Source organism: Phyllobacterium sp. SB3, assembly GCF_040009165.1.
GTDB lineage: Bacteria > Pseudomonadota > Alphaproteobacteria > Rhizobiales > Rhizobiaceae > Phyllobacterium.
Map to the genome: position 1 here is coordinate 612,057 of NZ_JBDYKI010000003.1, position 15,859 is coordinate 627,915.

Annotated in this window: 14 protein-coding genes and 1 riboswitch; of the genes, 7 read left to right on the plus strand and 7 right to left on the minus strand. The window is 51.5% G+C overall.

Features of this window, described 5'->3' with window-relative positions:
• Positions 1–9 precede the first annotated feature (9 nt).
• Entirely contained in the window at positions 10–777 is a 768-nt protein-coding gene (locus tag ABKW30_RS14130; RefSeq protein ID WP_348599553.1) for a PhnD/SsuA/transferrin family substrate-binding protein, read from the plus strand.
• On the opposite strand, the gene ABKW30_RS14135 is transcribed toward ABKW30_RS14130, so the two are convergent.
• From ABKW30_RS14135 to ABKW30_RS14155, 5 genes are all read right to left on the minus strand, one after another.
• Positions 754–3,330, minus strand: coding sequence for an FAD-dependent oxidoreductase (locus ABKW30_RS14135; protein ID WP_348599554.1), 2,577 nt, complete (start codon positions 3,328–3,330; stop codon positions 754–756). The two genes, ABKW30_RS14130 and ABKW30_RS14135, sit on opposite strands and share 24 nt — an antisense overlap.
• 59 nt (positions 3,331–3,389) lie before the next feature.
• Positions 3,390–4,970 (minus strand): trimethylamine methyltransferase family protein, encoded by a 1,581-nt coding sequence (locus tag ABKW30_RS14140; RefSeq protein WP_348599555.1) that lies wholly within the window; start codon positions 4,968–4,970, stop codon positions 3,390–3,392.
• Between the two features lie 161 nt (positions 4,971–5,131).
• The gene (locus ABKW30_RS14145; protein WP_348599556.1) at positions 5,132–6,202 is read right to left on the minus strand and encodes a glycine betaine/L-proline ABC transporter ATP-binding protein; all 1,071 of its coding nucleotides are present in this window, start codon (positions 6,200–6,202) and stop codon (positions 5,132–5,134) included.
• The gene (locus tag ABKW30_RS14150) at positions 6,195–7,082 is read right to left on the minus strand and encodes a proline/glycine betaine ABC transporter permease (RefSeq protein WP_348599557.1); all 888 of its coding nucleotides are present in this window, start codon (positions 7,080–7,082) and stop codon (positions 6,195–6,197) included. Before ABKW30_RS14150 ends, ABKW30_RS14145 begins: the two co-directional genes overlap by 8 nt.
• 124 nt (positions 7,083–7,206) lie before the next feature.
• Positions 7,207–8,211, minus strand: coding sequence for an ABC transporter substrate-binding protein (locus tag ABKW30_RS14155; protein ID WP_348599558.1), 1,005 nt, complete (start codon positions 8,209–8,211; stop codon positions 7,207–7,209).
• A 573-nt stretch (positions 8,212–8,784) separates the two neighbouring features.
• Between ABKW30_RS14155 and ABKW30_RS14160 the strand changes: the two genes are divergently transcribed.
• Positions 8,785–8,922 (plus strand): hypothetical protein, encoded by a 138-nt coding sequence (locus tag ABKW30_RS14160; RefSeq protein ID WP_008123494.1) that lies wholly within the window; start codon positions 8,785–8,787, stop codon positions 8,920–8,922.
• 319 nt (positions 8,923–9,241) lie between these two features.
• Here the strand turns inward: ABKW30_RS14160 and mmsB are convergent, their stop codons facing one another.
• Both mmsB and ABKW30_RS14170 read right to left on the minus strand, forming a co-directional pair.
• Positions 9,242–10,132: a 3-hydroxyisobutyrate dehydrogenase gene (gene mmsB / locus ABKW30_RS14165; protein WP_348599559.1), complete on the minus strand. Its 891-nt coding sequence runs from the start codon at positions 10,130–10,132 to the stop codon at positions 9,242–9,244.
• Positions 10,133–10,159: 27 nt separating this feature from the next.
• Positions 10,160–11,314, minus strand: coding sequence for an isobutyryl-CoA dehydrogenase (locus ABKW30_RS14170; protein WP_348599805.1), 1,155 nt, complete (start codon positions 11,312–11,314; stop codon positions 10,160–10,162).
• A gap of 120 nt (positions 11,315–11,434) precedes the next feature.
• On the opposite strand from ABKW30_RS14170, the gene ABKW30_RS14175 reads away from it, so the two are divergent.
• The 5 genes from ABKW30_RS14175 to cobW all read left to right on the plus strand — a co-directional run bounded on the left by ABKW30_RS14175 (position 11,435) and on the right by cobW (position 15,849).
• Positions 11,435–12,895, plus strand: a complete 1,461-nt coding sequence (locus ABKW30_RS14175) for a cobyric acid synthase (protein ID WP_348599560.1) — start codon at positions 11,435–11,437, stop codon at positions 12,893–12,895.
• A gap of 57 nt (positions 12,896–12,952) precedes the next feature.
• Positions 12,953–13,188: riboswitch (cobalamin riboswitch) on the plus strand.
• Positions 13,189–13,236: 48 nt separating this feature from the next.
• Positions 13,237–13,416: a CbtB domain-containing protein gene (locus ABKW30_RS14180; RefSeq protein ID WP_348599561.1), complete on the plus strand. Its 180-nt coding sequence runs from the start codon at positions 13,237–13,239 to the stop codon at positions 13,414–13,416.
• Positions 13,417–13,542: 126 nt separating this feature from the next.
• Complete coding sequence (locus tag ABKW30_RS14185; protein ID WP_348599562.1) at positions 13,543–14,268, plus strand: CbtA family protein; 726 nt, start codon at positions 13,543–13,545, stop codon at positions 14,266–14,268.
• On the plus strand, positions 14,268–14,792 hold the full coding sequence (gene cobU, locus ABKW30_RS14190) for a bifunctional adenosylcobinamide kinase/adenosylcobinamide-phosphate guanylyltransferase (protein WP_348599563.1): 525 nt from the start codon (positions 14,268–14,270) through the stop codon (positions 14,790–14,792). The genes ABKW30_RS14185 and cobU overlap by 1 nt, the downstream gene beginning before the upstream one ends.
• A 4-nt stretch (positions 14,793–14,796) precedes the next feature.
• Complete coding sequence (gene cobW, locus ABKW30_RS14195; RefSeq protein WP_348599564.1) at positions 14,797–15,849, plus strand: cobalamin biosynthesis protein CobW; 1,053 nt, start codon at positions 14,797–14,799, stop codon at positions 15,847–15,849.
• Positions 15,850–15,859: the final 10 nt, after the last annotated feature.

A 15,859-nucleotide genomic window follows, 5' to 3' on the forward strand; every position in this document is an offset into this window, starting at 1 on the left:
GTATAGCGCATGACCTTGATTGCGGCTTTGCCGATGTATGACTGGCCGGAGCGGCGCGCGGAAGTGGATGCGCAATGGTTCAAGCTGCGTGATACCCTGCGTTCCAGTGGTTTTGATGCACCCGATTATCTTGCACGACGCAATGCTGACATGCCGGCAGTCCCGGGTGGGATCAAAGACGCGGCAGGGAATGTAATCGCTCCTGATCCCGCAACGCTACCGCCGGATGAGTTCGATCTCCCAACCCTTTGGCGCCATCCAGATCTTTTATTGGCACAGACCTGTTGGGGACCGATGGAACTCGGGTTGCAGCAACATGTCCATGTCGTGGGGCAGGATGATTATTCAGGCGTTGAGGGCGGCAAGGAAGCATTTTATTCAAGCCCTATCGTGATGAGACGAGGCGAGGGTCCCGCCATTTCGGCCCCCACTGACGGACAACCACAACTGCCTTTAAATGTCATGAGACAGAAGCGTCTGGCATTTAACAGTCACGATTCAATGTCTGGCTATCTCTCATTGAAACGTGATCTTGAGGCATTGGACGAAACGCTGGATATTTTTGTTAGTCATTATCAGACTGGCGGACACCGGAATTCTATCCACGCTGTAGCGGTAGGGCGCGCCGATGTTGCGGCCATAGATTGCAAATCGTGGGAACTAGCCCAGGGTTATGATGAGGCAGCCAGCGCCTTGATCGTCGTAGGTTGGACAGGCAGGCGAAAAGGCCTGCCCTTTATCTCATCGCAAAAACTACCCGCGCATCTTTTCGCCTGAAGGATCGAATGGCGGCTCAATGTTGATGCGGGCTGCACGGCGACGGCCAAGAATCTCTACTTCAAAAAGGCCTTGGCTCTCATTATCTGCCAGTTCCGCAGGCACATAGCCTTGTGCCATGGAATGCCCAACATAATGGGCATAGCCGCCGGATGTAACCCACCCGACAACGCGCCATTCGCCTTGTACTGCACCAATGTCACCAGCATTCGCTACGACCTCGCCTTTCTCATTGAAACGAGGTGCCCCAACGCCATGACTGGCCTGAACAACGCCGTAATCCTTGGAGACCTTTGCCCAGATAGGCTCATCACCCATTACATCGGCTGCATCGTCACCTGATGGAACATCAATGATGAGCGAGACGCGGCGTAGTTTGGTACTCGTGCCCGCGTCAAACTCCGTTTTTTCCTTCGAGGCGGCGTCACGACCTATGAAATCATTCTTGGAGAGTTTGATGAAGCGGTCCATCGATCCTTCGTAAGGGCCGTAGATTGGACGTAGCTCGCGATACCATGTCGGAAAGTTTTTCTCGAGCCGCATCGAAAGTAGGGCACGCATACCGAAGTCGACAATATCATATTCTGCGCCGGCATCCTTTATCGCCTTGTAGACGATCCGCTGATAAGATGGCTCCATCCAGATTTCATATCCTAGATCTCCCGTGTAAGAGATACGGTTAACTCTGCAAGGGGCTCCGCCCACTGCCATCTCCCGATAATCCATAAAACGGAATGCAGCGTTCGAAACGTCTTCATCTACAAGTTTGGCGAGCAGATCGCGGGCTTTCGGCCCTGCGATCGACAGACCGACCAGAGTCTGATCAAAGCGATGAATGCTGACCGAGCCATCCTTCGGCTGCTGTTTCTGGAACCAGCGCATATGATAACGCTGCGCTGCAGATGATCCCCAGATAACGAAGCGTTCATCTGCTGCCTTGGCGATAGTAAAATCGCCGATCAGCTTACCCTCGTGATTAAGCATGGGTGTCAGCACGAGCCGTCCAATTTTTGGCATGGTATTGGTCATCAGTCGCGAAAGAAACGCTTCTGCACCAGTTCCTGTAATCTCGTATTTCGCAAAGTTGGCGATTTCGGTAACACCGACACGCTCTCGCGTCGCGCGAACTTCATTGCCAATATGCTCAAAATCGTTGGAGCGATGATAAGAGAGGATATCTCGTGCTTCCGTGCCTTTTGGTGCAAACCAGAGCGGGGTTTCCAGACCCCAGGAATCACCCATGACAGCATTCTGCGAAAGCATTGTTTCATAGAGTGGTGTGGTTTGTTGCGGGCGGGCGGCTGGCAACTCCTCGTTGGGGAAGCGGATCGAGAACCGACGTGAGTAATTTTCACGAACCTTTGCATTGGTATAGCGCAAGGTTGCCCATTCGCCGAAGCGCGCGACATCCATGCCCCAGACATCAAATCCGGGTTCGCCATGCACCATCCAATTGGAGAGCGCCAGACCGACACCGCCGCCTTGGCTAAAGCCTGCCATGACTGCGCATGCGGTCCAGTAGTTGGTCAAGCCTGGTACGGGCCCAACCAGTGGATTACCGTCGGGTGCAAATGTGAAAGGCCCATTGATAATCTGTTTGATTCCGGCTTTCTCGATGCCGGGAAAGTGTTTGAAACCTACTTCAAGTGACGGAGCGATGCGATCGATATCCGGCGCAAGCAGTTCGTGACCGAAATCCCAGGGCGTATTAACGGGTGACCACGGTTTGGCTGCCTTTTCATAGGTGCCAAGCAGGATGCCATTGCGTTCCTGCCTTGTGTATATTTCGCCCTTGAAATCCATGACGCCAATTAATTCTCGGCCCGTACTCTGGTTGAATTCCATTACTTCCGGGACGTCTTCTGTCAGGAGATACATGTGCTCCATTGCGAGAACCGGCAGTTCCAGTCCGACCATGCGTCCAGCTTCCCGGGCCCAAAGGCCGCCACAGTTGACGACGTGCTCGGCTTTAACAGTTCCCTGTTCAGTGACAACGTTCCATGTACCGTCCGTTTCTTGCGTCAATTCGATGACGCGATTGCGCAAGGATATTTCCGCACCCAGCTTGCGCGCTGCCTTGGCATAAGCGTGTGTAGTCCCCGATGGGTCGAGATGTCCTTCGACTGGATCCCACATGGCGCCAACAAAATTGGTTTCGTCCATTAAAGGGAACATTGCTTTCGCTTCTGAGGGCGTTATCAGCTCTGTATCCATGCCAAGATAACGCCCGCGGGCATGGGCGAGACGCAGGAAATCCATACGTTCAGGACTGTCGGCCATCATGACACCGCCAGTCAGATGCAGGCCACATGATTGTCCGGAAAGCTCCTCGATTTCCTTGTAGAGGCTGACGGTATAGGCCTGCAGCTTTGCAACATTCGGGTCGCCATTCAGCGTATGAAAACCGCCGGCAGCATGCCATGAAGATCCCGACGTCAATTCGGAACGTTCAATCAGCAGGACGTCTGTCCAACCGGCGCGAGCCAAGTGATAAAGAACGGAACATCCGACAACGCCGCCGCCTATGACAACTGCTTTAACGTGCGATTTCATGCAATTAAGCCTCTTAGATGCAGATATGATTCAATGTATTCAGAAACTGATTCAACCGTTCAGAAATCGGTTGGTGCGCCACCTTCAGACTTGCGTCTAGCAACAAAGGCGTCGATTTCTTCTTCAATGGCCGGATCAATGGCCGGTTTGACATAGGTTGCCAGCCGCTCCTTCCAGACCCGGTTGGCGCGCTCTATTGCAGTCGGCGAGCCAGCCTCCTGCCAGCTCTCGTAATTGCGCCAATCGGAAATGATCGGTGCGTAGAAGGCTGTTTTATAGCGCGACTGCGTGTGTGCTGTGCCGAAGAAATGCCCACCCGGTCCGACATCGCGCATCGCATCGACACCGAGTGCATCATCGGATAAATCCAATGGTGTCAGGAATTCAGCGACCATCTGCAACAGATCGAAGTCGAGCATCATTTTTTCGTAAGAGCAGCAGAGACCGCCTTCAAGCCAGCCTGCCGAGTGCAACATGAAATTGGCACCGCCCTGAATAGCACCCCATAGCGAAAATACCGATTCGTAAGCTGCCTGCGCATCGACCGTATTGGCTGCGCAGACATTGGAAGTCCGATAGGGAATTCCGTAGCGGCGAGCCAGTTGTCCGCCGACCATTTGTGCTTTCATATATTCAGGGGTGCCAAAGGCAGGTGCTCCAGATTTCATATCGACGTTGGAGGTGAAGCCGCCGTAGCCGACAGGAGCACCTTTCCTAACCATCTGCGTAAAGGAAATGCCGGCCAAGGCTTCGGCATTCTGCTGAACCAGAGCGCCAGCTATGGTGACGGGAGCCATTGCTCCGGCAAGTGTAAACGGCGTGACGATGACAATCTGGCCATTGCTCGACATTTGGATGATGCCTTCCATCATTGGAATGTCGAGCTTGAGTGGAGAATTGGTGTTGATGATCGTATAACAAGATGCCTCTTGCTGTAACTGTTCGTGGCTGATGCCACGAGCAATGCGCGCGATCTCAATACCATCCTCATTACGCTCCTTGCCGAGAGAGTAGATATGAAATGGCTTATCGGTCAGCGTCGCGAGGTCTCGAATACATTCAAGATGGCGCACAGAGGGGTGGATATCAATCGGCTCGACCGGATACCCGCCCGTCGCATTGATAATATTGTGCATCTGCGCGAGTTTCAGAAAATTGCGAAAGTCAGCTTGATTGCCTGAGCGTCGGCCATTATCCATGTCGGAACAATTGGGTGCAGAACCCATTTGCGCGAAGATTAGATTATTGCCACCAAACCGAACATTGTGCGCAGGGTTGCGGGCATGCAATGTGAATTCGGATGGTGCATGCCCCACATATTCGAGGATCATGTCCTTGTCGAAGTGCACACGGGCTGTGCCGGGCCGAACATCCGCGCCCGCTTGCTTCATGATTTCACGAGCGCCGTCGTGCAAAACATCGACGCCAATCTCCTGCAATACTTTTAGCGAAGCGTTGTGGATTGACTCCAGTTCGTCATCAGAAACGATTTTAGTTGGTGTGAGCGGAATTTTGAGCTGACGGAATGGCGGCTGATCGAATGCACCGCTTTCAATACTGCGTGGACGAGACCGTCCACCGCGTCTGCCATGATCTCGCGATGAACCAGTCGTTTCGATTTCGATCGCAGGTTCGCTCATAATGCATGCCCTCTGTGACACCCTTGACGGGCGATAGAGTCACTATCGCCAGAGGCTAAAAAAGGGTGCGCCGCGTGAGCGACTTCTTGGGCAAAGTAAACGACATGCGTGGTTATAAAAAGCGTTCCAACTAATGGAAGCGCTCTCATATGTCGTATGATTTACTCGGCGGCTGCAGCGGTCAGATGACTGATCGGAGTAACCATGGCTTGAATGAGATTGTTCATGCTCAGCACGCCGACCGATTTCCCATTCTCGTCAACGACTGTAGCATATTGCTGATTGGCGTCAGTCATTGTTTTGGCGGCTTCTTCAAGGGTGGTTCCGCTGGCAACCGTTACATTTCCCGCATCTGCTGGTGCACCGGATTTTGTCGCAATGGTATCAACCATGATGACGCGTCCACGGTTCACTTCTTTGACGAAGCTCGAGATATATTCATCGGCGGGCTGCAGGACGATATCCTGTCCGGTTCCCTGCTGGACAACCTCGCCGTCGCGGAGAATTGCGATCCGATCACCAAGGCGCAGTGCCTCATCGAGATCATGTGTAATAAAGACAACTGTCTTTTTGATTTCCTTTTGGAGATCAAGAAGCACGGTCTGCATATCCATGCGGATCAAGGGATCGAGCGCTGAGAATGCTTCATCCATAAGAAGGATCGGCGCATCGTTTGTTAGTGCACGAGCAAGTCCAACACGCTGTTGCATGCCACCTGAGAGCTGATTCGGATAGTTATCTTCGAAGCCCTTGAGGCCAACACGTTCAATCCATCGGCGTGCTTGCTCTTCCTGCTTTTCGCGGGAAAGCCCCTGAATTTCCAGGCCATAGACCGTGTTGTCGAGCACTGTTCGGTGAGGCAGGAGTGCAAACTTCTGGAAGACCATTGCAGTCTTGTGCCGGCGAAACTGGCGCAAGTCGCTCTCGTTCATCTGGCAGACATCGGTGCCGTCAATGATGACTTCGCCGGCCGTTGGATCAATCAGGCGGTTGATATGCCGGATGAGGGTAGATTTACCAGAACCCGACAGCCCCATGACGACCTGAATTCCACCCGCAGGCATATCAATATTGATATCACGTAGACCAAGCACATGGTGATGCTTTTCGTTGAGCTCGGTCTTGGTCATACCTTTCTTCACTGCTTCGACGTAAGCAGATCCGCGCTGGCCAAAAATCTTGTAAAGATTCTTGATCTTGATGCCTGCGCCTTGAACGCTTTGATCAGCCATGGACGACCTCCTGATGTTTTTGAAGACGCTTGCCATAGGCCTGACTAACGCGGTCGAAAATGATGGCAATGCCGACGATGGCAAGGCCGTTGAAGAGGCCAAGGGAGAAGAACTGACCATTGACCGAGCGGAGCACAGGTTGCCCCAGTCCCTGTACGCCGATCATGGAAGCGATAACCACCATTGCCAGCGCCATCATGATCGTCTGATTGATACCTGCCATGATCGTGGGCAGGGCTAGGGGAATCTGAACGTTCTTTAATCGCTGCCAACTGGATGAGCCGAACGCATCGGCTGCTTCAAGAACATCCTTGTCGACTAGCCGGATACCCAAGTTGGTCAGACGTATCATGGGTGGAATAGCGTATATAACGACGGCGATAAGACCCGGTACCTTGCCTATACCCAGTAACATGACAACCGGGATGAGATAAACAAAGCTTGGCATCGTCTGCATCACGTCAAGGATTGGATTGACAATCCGCTGAAATCCATCCGAGCGGGCCATGATAATGCCGATCGGAATGCCGACAACAATCGAGACTACCGTGCCGACAAAGATCATTGCGATGGTTTTCATCGCGTCACTCCACATGTCGAAATAACCGATCAGGAGTAGTGTAACTATTGTGCCAGCAACGATTTTCCAGTTGCGGCTGGCAACCCAGGCAATACCTGCAATAAGCAGAACCATTATTGGCCAGGGTGTGCCTGTCATGAATCTCTCTGCCTGAATCAGAAAGTACTGCAGGGGCTGAAAGAATGATTCAATGATGTCGCCATATTCTCGCGTGAAAGCCTTGAAGCCTTCGTCCATGGCTTTCTTAAGGTTACGTAGCGTCTCATCATTCATATTCGGGAATGAGTAGAACCAATCCATGCGTTGGTACCCCCTTCTAAAGTCAGAAAAAGCTTTGCTTTTTCATACGACCTTGCTGGCTGAACGCTTCGACGCCCGCCTGTTCCAGATTTTATGCGGCGGGGTAAACCCCGCCGCAATTTGATTATTGAACGGCAGCCTTGATTTTCTCAGCTGCTTCCGGCGAAACCCATTTCGACCAGGTCGCTTCGTTGTTCTGCAAGTAGTACTTGGCACCATCTTCGCCGGTTGCCTGATTGTCGACCATCCAAGCGAGAAGCTTGTTGGCATCGTCAGTCGATATCTGGCGTTTCTTCAGGTATTCAAAAGCAGGGCCAGCTCTGTCAGCGAATTTTTTGGTGACGACGGTAAAAATATCGGCGATGGGCCAACCGTTGGGCTTTGGATCCGGGCAATCAGCAATCGCGTTGCAACGGTTCCATTCCTTTTCGTCCCATTCGACACCATTATCGAGCTTGACCATTGGATATTTACCGAGAATTGCTGTCGGGCCCCAATAGTAACCAAGCCAAGGCTCTTTACGTTCGTAGGCTTTTGCAATTGAGCCATCAAGACCAGCTGCTGAGCCTGTATCGACAAGCGTGAAGCCATTCTTGTCGCCTTCATAGGCCTTGTAGAAGTTGGTCGTCGTGATCTGGCAGGCCCAACCCGACGGGCAATTGTAAACAGCGCCCTTTTTCGGGTCTTCCGGTGATGGGAAAAGTTCAGGGTGCTTCATTGCATCAGCAATGGTTTTGATATCCGGATGAGCCTCGGCGAAATACTTCGGTACCCACCAGCTTTCCGTCCCGCCTTCGGTTATGGCCGGGGCTGCATAAACTAGCTTATTTTCTTCCACAGCCTTCTGGAGAGGCTCGCGGACAGCATTCAACCAGCCTTCTGGTGCGATGTCAGGCTGGCCTTTCTCGATCATTGACGTGAAGGTTGGTACTGTATCGCCAGCGACTAATTCTGCATCGCAGCCATAGCCTTCGGACAAGATAATCTTGTCGAGATTTGCTAATGCTTCTGCTGACTGCCAATTCATGTTTGCGATGGTAACTGTACCGCAATCCTCGGCTGCCGAAGCTGATCCAGCGTAACCGAAAAGACCAGCGGCCAATATAGTTGAAGCGAGTAGCTTCTTCATGTTTTTAGTCTCCCACTCTTTTTTGACAGTTCACCCGAATGCGAGTTTACCGGGCACTGCCATTACCCAGTCATTCGCTTATGTGCCATTTGGCATCTTTATCCCGGCAGAATGCAATGCTTTGATTGAATAAATGCGGTGTATCGCGACAAGGCTTATCGATAAAACGACGCCGGGAAAATGAATGAGGTGCCAAAATAACAATGCTCATGTCGGCATCGTAACAAACCAATAGATGAAAGATCAACGCTTTCAGTGATTTTCTTTAGAAAGTTGATGTCAGCATGCGTCGATATCATGCGGTTACGTTTTTTTAGCAGCAACGACATGTGGCGCTAAACCTAGAGACTGTAATGGTTATAGCCTTTCCTGTTAGCGCCATGCTCGCTTTGATGGATTTTCTGTTGAAAAAGGCCAAATGAAAGCCAAGTTGCCACTATTTTTCATGTCAGCCATGCATTTTTGCCGTGGTTACTAACGCAAATGCGACAAGGCATGACGAATTCCCATGATCAAACTTTAAGCAATAAGCGCATTTGGAGGGCAACAACAGTTCCTTTTCGAGGTGCAGAAATGCTCTACATTTTTAACCGTAATAACCGTGTTCACATTGCATGGAATGCAACGGAAAAGCGCGATACGCCACGCACCAATGCCAAGAGCGGTATTGCTTCGGCCATGTCGTTCATTTGGACACGGTCTGCAGGCTAATTGCTAGTTTCATTGCTGATGCGAAGGCGTTGCCCTGCCGGGTGACGGCTTTTTCGCGTTTGAAGGTCAGTTATCGGCAAACAAAAAACCGCCCTGTCCATTATGGAGCAGCGCGGTTTTTTGCCAAATTATGCATGGCACCTGCCGATTGATAATGTCGGCAGAAGATACCACCCCGGTACGCAGTACCTGATCCGGAGCGGTGAGCAGGGTCTTGATCTACTCACCTGTAAAGTTTTACCCGGACATCGTTACCGCTAGGTTATCGAGAACTTAAACAAACCTAAATTTTACAGATTTCAGCCTATAATTTGCAGTCTCAGTTTTCACGTTTGGCTATACGCAGATAATTGACGATACCTGAGAAATCAGAGCCTTCATTCCCGGCGGCGCTAAATTCGGCATAGATGGCTTCAGCGTGAGCACCGAGCGGTGTCGCTGCGCCGACACTCGTTGCAGCATCCTGTGAAAGCCGCAAATCCTTCAACATCAATGCTGCTGCAAATCCCGGCTTGTAGTCATTGTTGGCTGGAGATGTGGCAACAGGGCCCGGAACCGGGCAATACGTCGTTAACGACCAGCATTGACCGGAAGAGGTGGATGCAACATCGAAAAGCGACTGGTGAGACAGGCCAAGCTTTTCTGCCAGTGTGAAGGCTTCGCTGACGCCAATCATTGAAATACCGAGGATCATGTTGTTGCAGATTTTGGCTGCTTGCCCGTTTCCGTCTTCACCGCAGTGTACGATCCTAGCTCCCATATGCTTTAGCACTGGTTCGGCTTTGGCAAAGGCATCCGCACTTCCGCCAACCATAAAGGTCAACGTGCCTGCCGCAGCTCCACCAATTCCTCCAGAAACTGGTGCATCAACGGAAAGTAGTCCGTGCTGTTTGGCGATTTCATGGGCTTTGCGTGCGGACTCCACATCGATAGTTGATGAATCGATGAAGAGTGCGTTGTGTTTTGCAGCTTTCGCTACAGATTCGTAGACGGCCAGAACATGTTTTCCGGCAGGCAGCATGGTTATGACGACATCTGCTTCCGCGACAGCGGCCACTGCGCTGGAGGCTACCGACAATCCATTGGCCTTTGCCACGGACAGATTATCCGGTAATAGATCGAAGCCGTAGACGGTGTGTCCGGCTTTGACCAGATTTGCAGCCATTGGGTTTCCCATGTTTCCCAGACCGATAAAGGCGATTGTCGTCATCGCAGCGCTCTCCCTGAATATTCTGCTCTAATGTTTGATCATATGCCGCGCGATGATCACTCGCATAATCTCGTTCGTTCCTTCCAATATCTGGTGGACACGCAGGTCGCGAACGATTTTTTCAACCCCGTAATCGTGCAGATACCCATAGCCCCCATGTATCTGGAGCGCGTCATTGGCGATATCGAAGCCTTTGTCCGTCACAAAGCGCTTTGCCATTGCTGACCATTTTGATGCGTCATGAGCCTTGGCATCAAGCTTGGATGCAGCGGTATATAACAGCATACGTGCTGCGGAAAGGTCGGTTTCCATATCAGCAAGCTTGAATTGTAACGCCTGAAACTGATTGATGGTTTTGCCGAATGCCTTGCGTTCCGAAGCGTAGTTAATTGCTTTTTCCAGCGCCGATTGGGCTCCTCCCAGAGAGCACGCTGCAATGTTCAGACGACCTCCATCAAGCCCACCCATCGCAATTTTGAATCCATCGCCTTCAGCGCCAAGCCGATTTGCAACCGGAACGCGGCAATTATCGAAGATGACGGTACGCGTCGATTGGGCATTCCAACCCATTTTGAATTCATTGGCCCCAAACGACAGGCCGGGGGCATCTTTGGGGATGATGAGCGCGGAGATACCTTTAGGGCCGGACTCTCCTGTCCGCACCATGGTTACATAAATATCGCTGTCACCTGCACCTGATATAAACTGCTTGGCACCATTCAAAATATAATAGTCGCCATCAAGGACAGCCGTTGTTTTCAGTGCTGCTGCATCCGAACCCGAATTTGGCTCGGTCAGGCAATAGCTGCCAAGCCATTCCATAGTCGTCATCTTTGGTACGAATTGTTGGCGTTGAGCTTCCGTTCCAAATAGATCAATCATCCATGTTGACATATTGTGGATGGATATGAAGGCGGAAAATGCCGGGCAGGCTGCCGACAACGCTTCAAATATCAGAACAGCATCAAGCCGCTTTAAACCCGACCCGCCAAAATCTTCGCGAACGTAAATGCCACCCATGCCAAGAGGGCCCGTTTCGCGAATAACATCAGCGGGAAAATGCTTGTCGCGATCCCATGCCAATGCTTTCGGTGCCACACGGTCAGCCGCGAAGGCTCGCGCCATACTCTGAATCGCCAGTTGATCCTCATTGAGCTCAAACTGGCTGGCCGCCGTATCCACGACTGCATCCATTATAATTCCTCCCGAATATCTGTATATATTACTGTATCGAATGCACACGAGCGCGCAACGGCTTGAGCGGGGCTAGGAAGAGAAAGACATATCCGCTACTCAAAGGCCATGACACACGCAATCATGTTGCAAGGAACAGGCTCTGACGTTGGTAAATCCGTTCTTGTGGCGGGTTTGTGCCGGTTGGCGCGTAATCGCAACTTGAGGGTTGTACCTTTCAAGCCACAAAATATGTCAAATAATGCAGCCGTTAGTGACGATGGCGGTGAAATTGGCCGAGCTCAATGGTTGCAGGCTCTAGCGTCTGGTGTGCCGTCGTCTGTTCACATGAATCCTGTTTTATTGAAACCTCAATCAGAAACAGGCAGCCAAATCATCGTGCAAGGCAAAGTCTGGGGTGAAGCCAAGGGTCGAGACTATCAAAAACTCAAAGTCCAATTGCTCAATGCGGTCATGGAGTCATGGGATATTGTGCGCGCTGACGCTGATATAGTCATCGTAGAAGGTGCCGGTTCACCTGCAGAGATCAATCTGCGGGCGGGTGATATCGCCAATATGGGGTTTGCGATTAAAGCAAATGTGCCAGTTGTTCTTGTAGGCGATATAGATCGAGGCGGTGTGATCGCTTCAATCGTTGGCACACACACGATTCTCTCTCCGGAAGATCGCAGTATGATCTCTGGTTTTCTCATCAACAAGTTTCGAGGCGACGTGTCGTTGTTCGATGAGGGTTTGAAGGCCATTACGCAATTTACAGGCTGGCAATCCTTCGGTGTTGTTCCTTGGTTGAAGGATGCGTCACGTCTTCCAGCGGAAGATTCAGTCGTACTGGACCGGCTGGTTGAAGGACAAGGGCGGGCACTAAAAATTGCAATACCTGTACTTGATCGTATTGCGAATTTTGACGATTTCGATCCGCTTTTGGCCGAGCCGCAGGTTGATGTTGTCATGGTCAAAAGCGGTGAAAAATTGCCTGCTGACGCAGGGCTGGTCATCATTCCCGGCTCCAAATCAACGATTGGAGATTTGCAGCGGTTTCGCGAAAATGGCTGGGATCGTGATCTTGATCTGCACAGGCGTCGTGGCGGCCATATTGTCGGTATCTGCGGGGGATACCAGATGCTTGGCAAAACCGTCTCTGACCCTCAAGGAATCGAAGGAAATGTTAGAAGAATCGAAGGCTTGGGTTATCTCGATATCGATACGATAATGGAGCCGGAAAAGACCGTACGTAATGTCCAAGCACATTCGTTGCAGTTCGATTTGCCTTTGAATGGTTATGAGATTCATCTTGGCCGGACAGATGGCCCGGATTGCATTCGTCCGGCGGTGAATATTAATGGCGTAGCCGATGGTGCAATATCCGCTGACGGCAAAGTTTTTGGCACTTACATGCACGGTCTGTTCAACACCGACGGGTTCCGGGCCGCATTTTTGCAGTCCATGGGAATCTCTGCCAGTACGGTCAATTATCATGCGGGGGTAGATGCGGCGCTTGATGCCATTGCAGCGCAGCTGGAGTCTGTTCTGGACATTGAGGCACTGTTTGCACTTAAACATGCGCGCTGACGTGGCCAGCGTTGAAGGTGTCGCAGATTCGTTTGACTTTTCTGGCGCTTGGTGAATAACGTTGAGTAGATGATTGGTTCCCGAATTGGCCAAAGGCTAAGGGATCAAAAGGGAATGCGACGGTCGTACCCATCAGGGCGATCCTACCGCAGCCGACCCCGCGACTGTAGAGCGGTTAGGATGAATGCCAATGCTGGAGGCGAAAGCCGAAGGCGGTCACTGGGAAACCGGGAAGGCGGCATTTATCTGGCGATCCGCGAGCCAGGAGACCTGCCAGTCATAGGGTAATAGTGCCCAAAACCGAAGGGGATTGTCCCTTCTGGCCCTGCACGGAGGTTGTTATGGCTACCACTCGTACTTCAAATACGATTTCTCTCCCGCTCGCATCCCGTTTGACGACTGCTGTGGTTTCATTGCTGCTCGGCGTATTCATTATTTATGGCGTTGGTCTTTCGCATTCCGAAACGCTGCACGACACTGCGCACGACACCCGCCATTCATATGGATTTCCCTGCCACTGAGTCTTCAATTAGCTGAGTGATTGAATCAGCTAAAGGGTCTTATGCATTGAAAAATTGTAGTTTGTTTGGTCCGGGGCCTGTTCAGGTGCCCGGCGTCTCGCTTTTAGAGATTGGGGGAGCTAATCCATGTTGGTAAAGTATCTTTTGGCTACGATTGTAGCCGGTCTGTTTGCAGGTATTCTTTTGACACCGGCAATGTATGTAAAAAATGTGCCGCTTATTCTGCATGCTGAGGAGTATGAAAATGCTGGCGGGGAAGGTCATTCTCATGATGCTCCAGCCGCTACCACAGAAAGCGCTCCAGCAGCGGTAGCAGCGCACGAGCACGAGGAAGAAGCAGGCCCTGAACTGCCATTTGGCCGTTTTGGTAACACATTGCTGATTAACCTCGTTGCTGGAGCAGGGTTTGCGTTGATTACCGGTGCAGCAGCACTTTTTCTTGGCCGTCGCATCACACTACAAAACGGCATCTATTGGGGGCTTGCCGGTTTTTTCATCTTCAATTTCGCACCAGCATTTAGCCTCGCACCGGAATTGCCAGCGATGCCGGCAGCAGATTTGGCCACACGCCAAGCATGGTGGTTGATAACGGTGGTTCTAACGGCCAGCGGTGTTTACTTGATCGTTCTTCGCGAGCAAGTATGGGCAAGAATCCTGGGTGTTGTGCTGATCGTCGCTCCACATGTTTATGGTGCGCCAGAGGCTGGAGATTTGACTTCGGCTGTTCCTCCAACACTTGCTTCGGAATTTGCAGTTTCAACCCTCACAACCAATCTCTTCTTCTGGGTTGTGCTCGGAACTGCGCTGGGTTGGGCAATCCAGAATTATGCCTCATCGGAGCTTGACGCCTGATGCATGTGCTGGAACGCGGAGTCACCTTTATTCTTGGAGGCGCGCGTTCCGGTAAATCCTCCTTTGCGGAAGGCTTGGTAGAAGCGTCCAAACTGGATGCGATCTATCTTGCCACAGGCAGGGCATGGGATGATGAAATGTCGACGCGTATCGCACATCACAAGGCGCGGCGGGGATCTCAATGGGTAACAGTTGAAGAGCCAATAGATCTGGCGGCGAAGTTGAAGAGTTTGGCAGGCAGTGAAAAAGCGGTTCTCGTTGACTGCCTGACATTATGGCTGACCAATCTGATGATTGCCGAACGGGACATTGATATCGAAGTGGCGCGCCTCACAAATATGCTGAGTAATCTTTCCGGAGCCGTAATATTGGTTTCCAACGAAGTCGGACTCGGAATTGTACCGGAAAATCGCATGGCGCGTGAATTTCGCGATCATGCAGGCCGGTTGCATCAAGCCGTGGCAACTGCTGCGGCAACAGTCTATTTCGTGGCAGCAGGACTGCCACTCAAAATGAAGGGATAACAAAATGCAGGGTCACAAGATTCCGGCAACAGTCATCACTGGCTTTCTCGGTTCGGGCAAGACGACGATGATCCGCAACCTGCTCGAAAATGCCAATGGAAAGCGCATTGCGCTGATCATCAACGAATTTGGTGATCTTGGCGTCGATGGCAATCTGCTCAAAGGCTGTGGTATCGAAGCCTGCCGCGATGAAGATATGATCGAACTGAACAATGGATGCATCTGCTGCACGGTGGCCGATGATTTTATCCCGACCATGACCAAGCTTCTGGACCGGCCTGAACGCTTCGACCACATTGTCATCGAGACGTCCGGTCTTGCGTTACCTCAGCCACTTGTCGCAGCGTTCAACTGGCCGGAAATCAAGACACAGGTTACCGTCGACGGTGTGGTGACAGTTATTGATGCTGCTGCTGTTTCGGAAGGCCGTTTTGCTGATGATCATGACAAGGTCGACGCTCAGCGCGAGCAGGATGAGTCGCTTGATCACGAAAGCCCGCTTGAGGAATTGTTCGAGGACCAAATACGCGCTGCCGATCTCGTCGTTCTGAATAAAACCGACCTTATTGACGATGCACAGCTTGCTGGCGTTAAAAGTGATGTGCAAAGTCGCTCGTCACGCTCGCTCAACATGGTTTCGGCAAGTTTTGGTAAACTCAGCAATGAACTTTTGCTTGGCCTCGGTATCGGAACCGAGGAAGATATTGCCAACCGGAAATCTCATCATGAGATGGAGCATGAGGCAGGTGAAGAGCATGATCACGACGAGTTTGAGAGCTTTGTCGTTGGTCTGGGTCCTATCACCGAGCCAAAATCGTTTGTCGAGAAGCTGAAGCGTGTGATCGTTGATCATGACATCCTGCGGCTCAAAGGTTTTGTCGATGTACCCGGAAAACCAATGCGACTTGTAGTTCAAGCTGTCGGCTCGCGCATCGAGCACTATTTTGACCGAAGCTGGAATCCGGGTGAAGAACGCCAGACACGGCTGGTTGTGATTGGTCTGCATGATATAGATTCTACAGCAATTACATCTGCTGTTAATGCTGCTGCTGCCTGATCGGAAATTG

Coding starts and splice junctions, on each gene's coding strand:
- ABKW30_RS14160 (WP_008123494.1), top strand. CDS start 8,785: ATGCTCTACATTTTTAACCGTAATAACCGTGTTCACATTGCATGGAAT.
- ABKW30_RS14140 (WP_348599555.1), bottom strand. CDS start 4,970: ATGAGCGAACCTGCGATCGAAATCGAAACGACTGGTTCATCGCGAGAT.
- ABKW30_RS14175 (WP_348599560.1), top strand. CDS start 11,435: ATGACACACGCAATCATGTTGCAAGGAACAGGCTCTGACGTTGGTAAA.
- mmsB (WP_348599559.1), bottom strand. CDS start 10,132: ATGACGACAATCGCCTTTATCGGTCTGGGAAACATGGGAAACCCAATG.
- ABKW30_RS14130 (WP_348599553.1), top strand. CDS start 10: ATGACCTTGATTGCGGCTTTGCCGATGTATGACTGGCCGGAGCGGCGC.
- ABKW30_RS14135 (WP_348599554.1), bottom strand. CDS start 3,330: ATGAAATCGCACGTTAAAGCAGTTGTCATAGGCGGCGGCGTTGTCGGA.
- cobW (WP_348599564.1), top strand. CDS start 14,797: ATGCAGGGTCACAAGATTCCGGCAACAGTCATCACTGGCTTTCTCGGT.
- cobU (WP_348599563.1), top strand. CDS start 14,268: ATGCATGTGCTGGAACGCGGAGTCACCTTTATTCTTGGAGGCGCGCGT.
- ABKW30_RS14145 (WP_348599556.1), bottom strand. CDS start 6,202: ATGGCTGATCAAAGCGTTCAAGGCGCAGGCATCAAGATCAAGAATCTT.
- ABKW30_RS14180 (WP_348599561.1), top strand. CDS start 13,237: ATGGCTACCACTCGTACTTCAAATACGATTTCTCTCCCGCTCGCATCC.
- ABKW30_RS14150 (WP_348599557.1), bottom strand. CDS start 7,082: ATGGATTGGTTCTACTCATTCCCGAATATGAATGATGAGACGCTACGT.
- ABKW30_RS14155 (WP_348599558.1), bottom strand. CDS start 8,211: ATGAAGAAGCTACTCGCTTCAACTATATTGGCCGCTGGTCTTTTCGGT.
- ABKW30_RS14185 (WP_348599562.1), top strand. CDS start 13,543: ATGTTGGTAAAGTATCTTTTGGCTACGATTGTAGCCGGTCTGTTTGCA.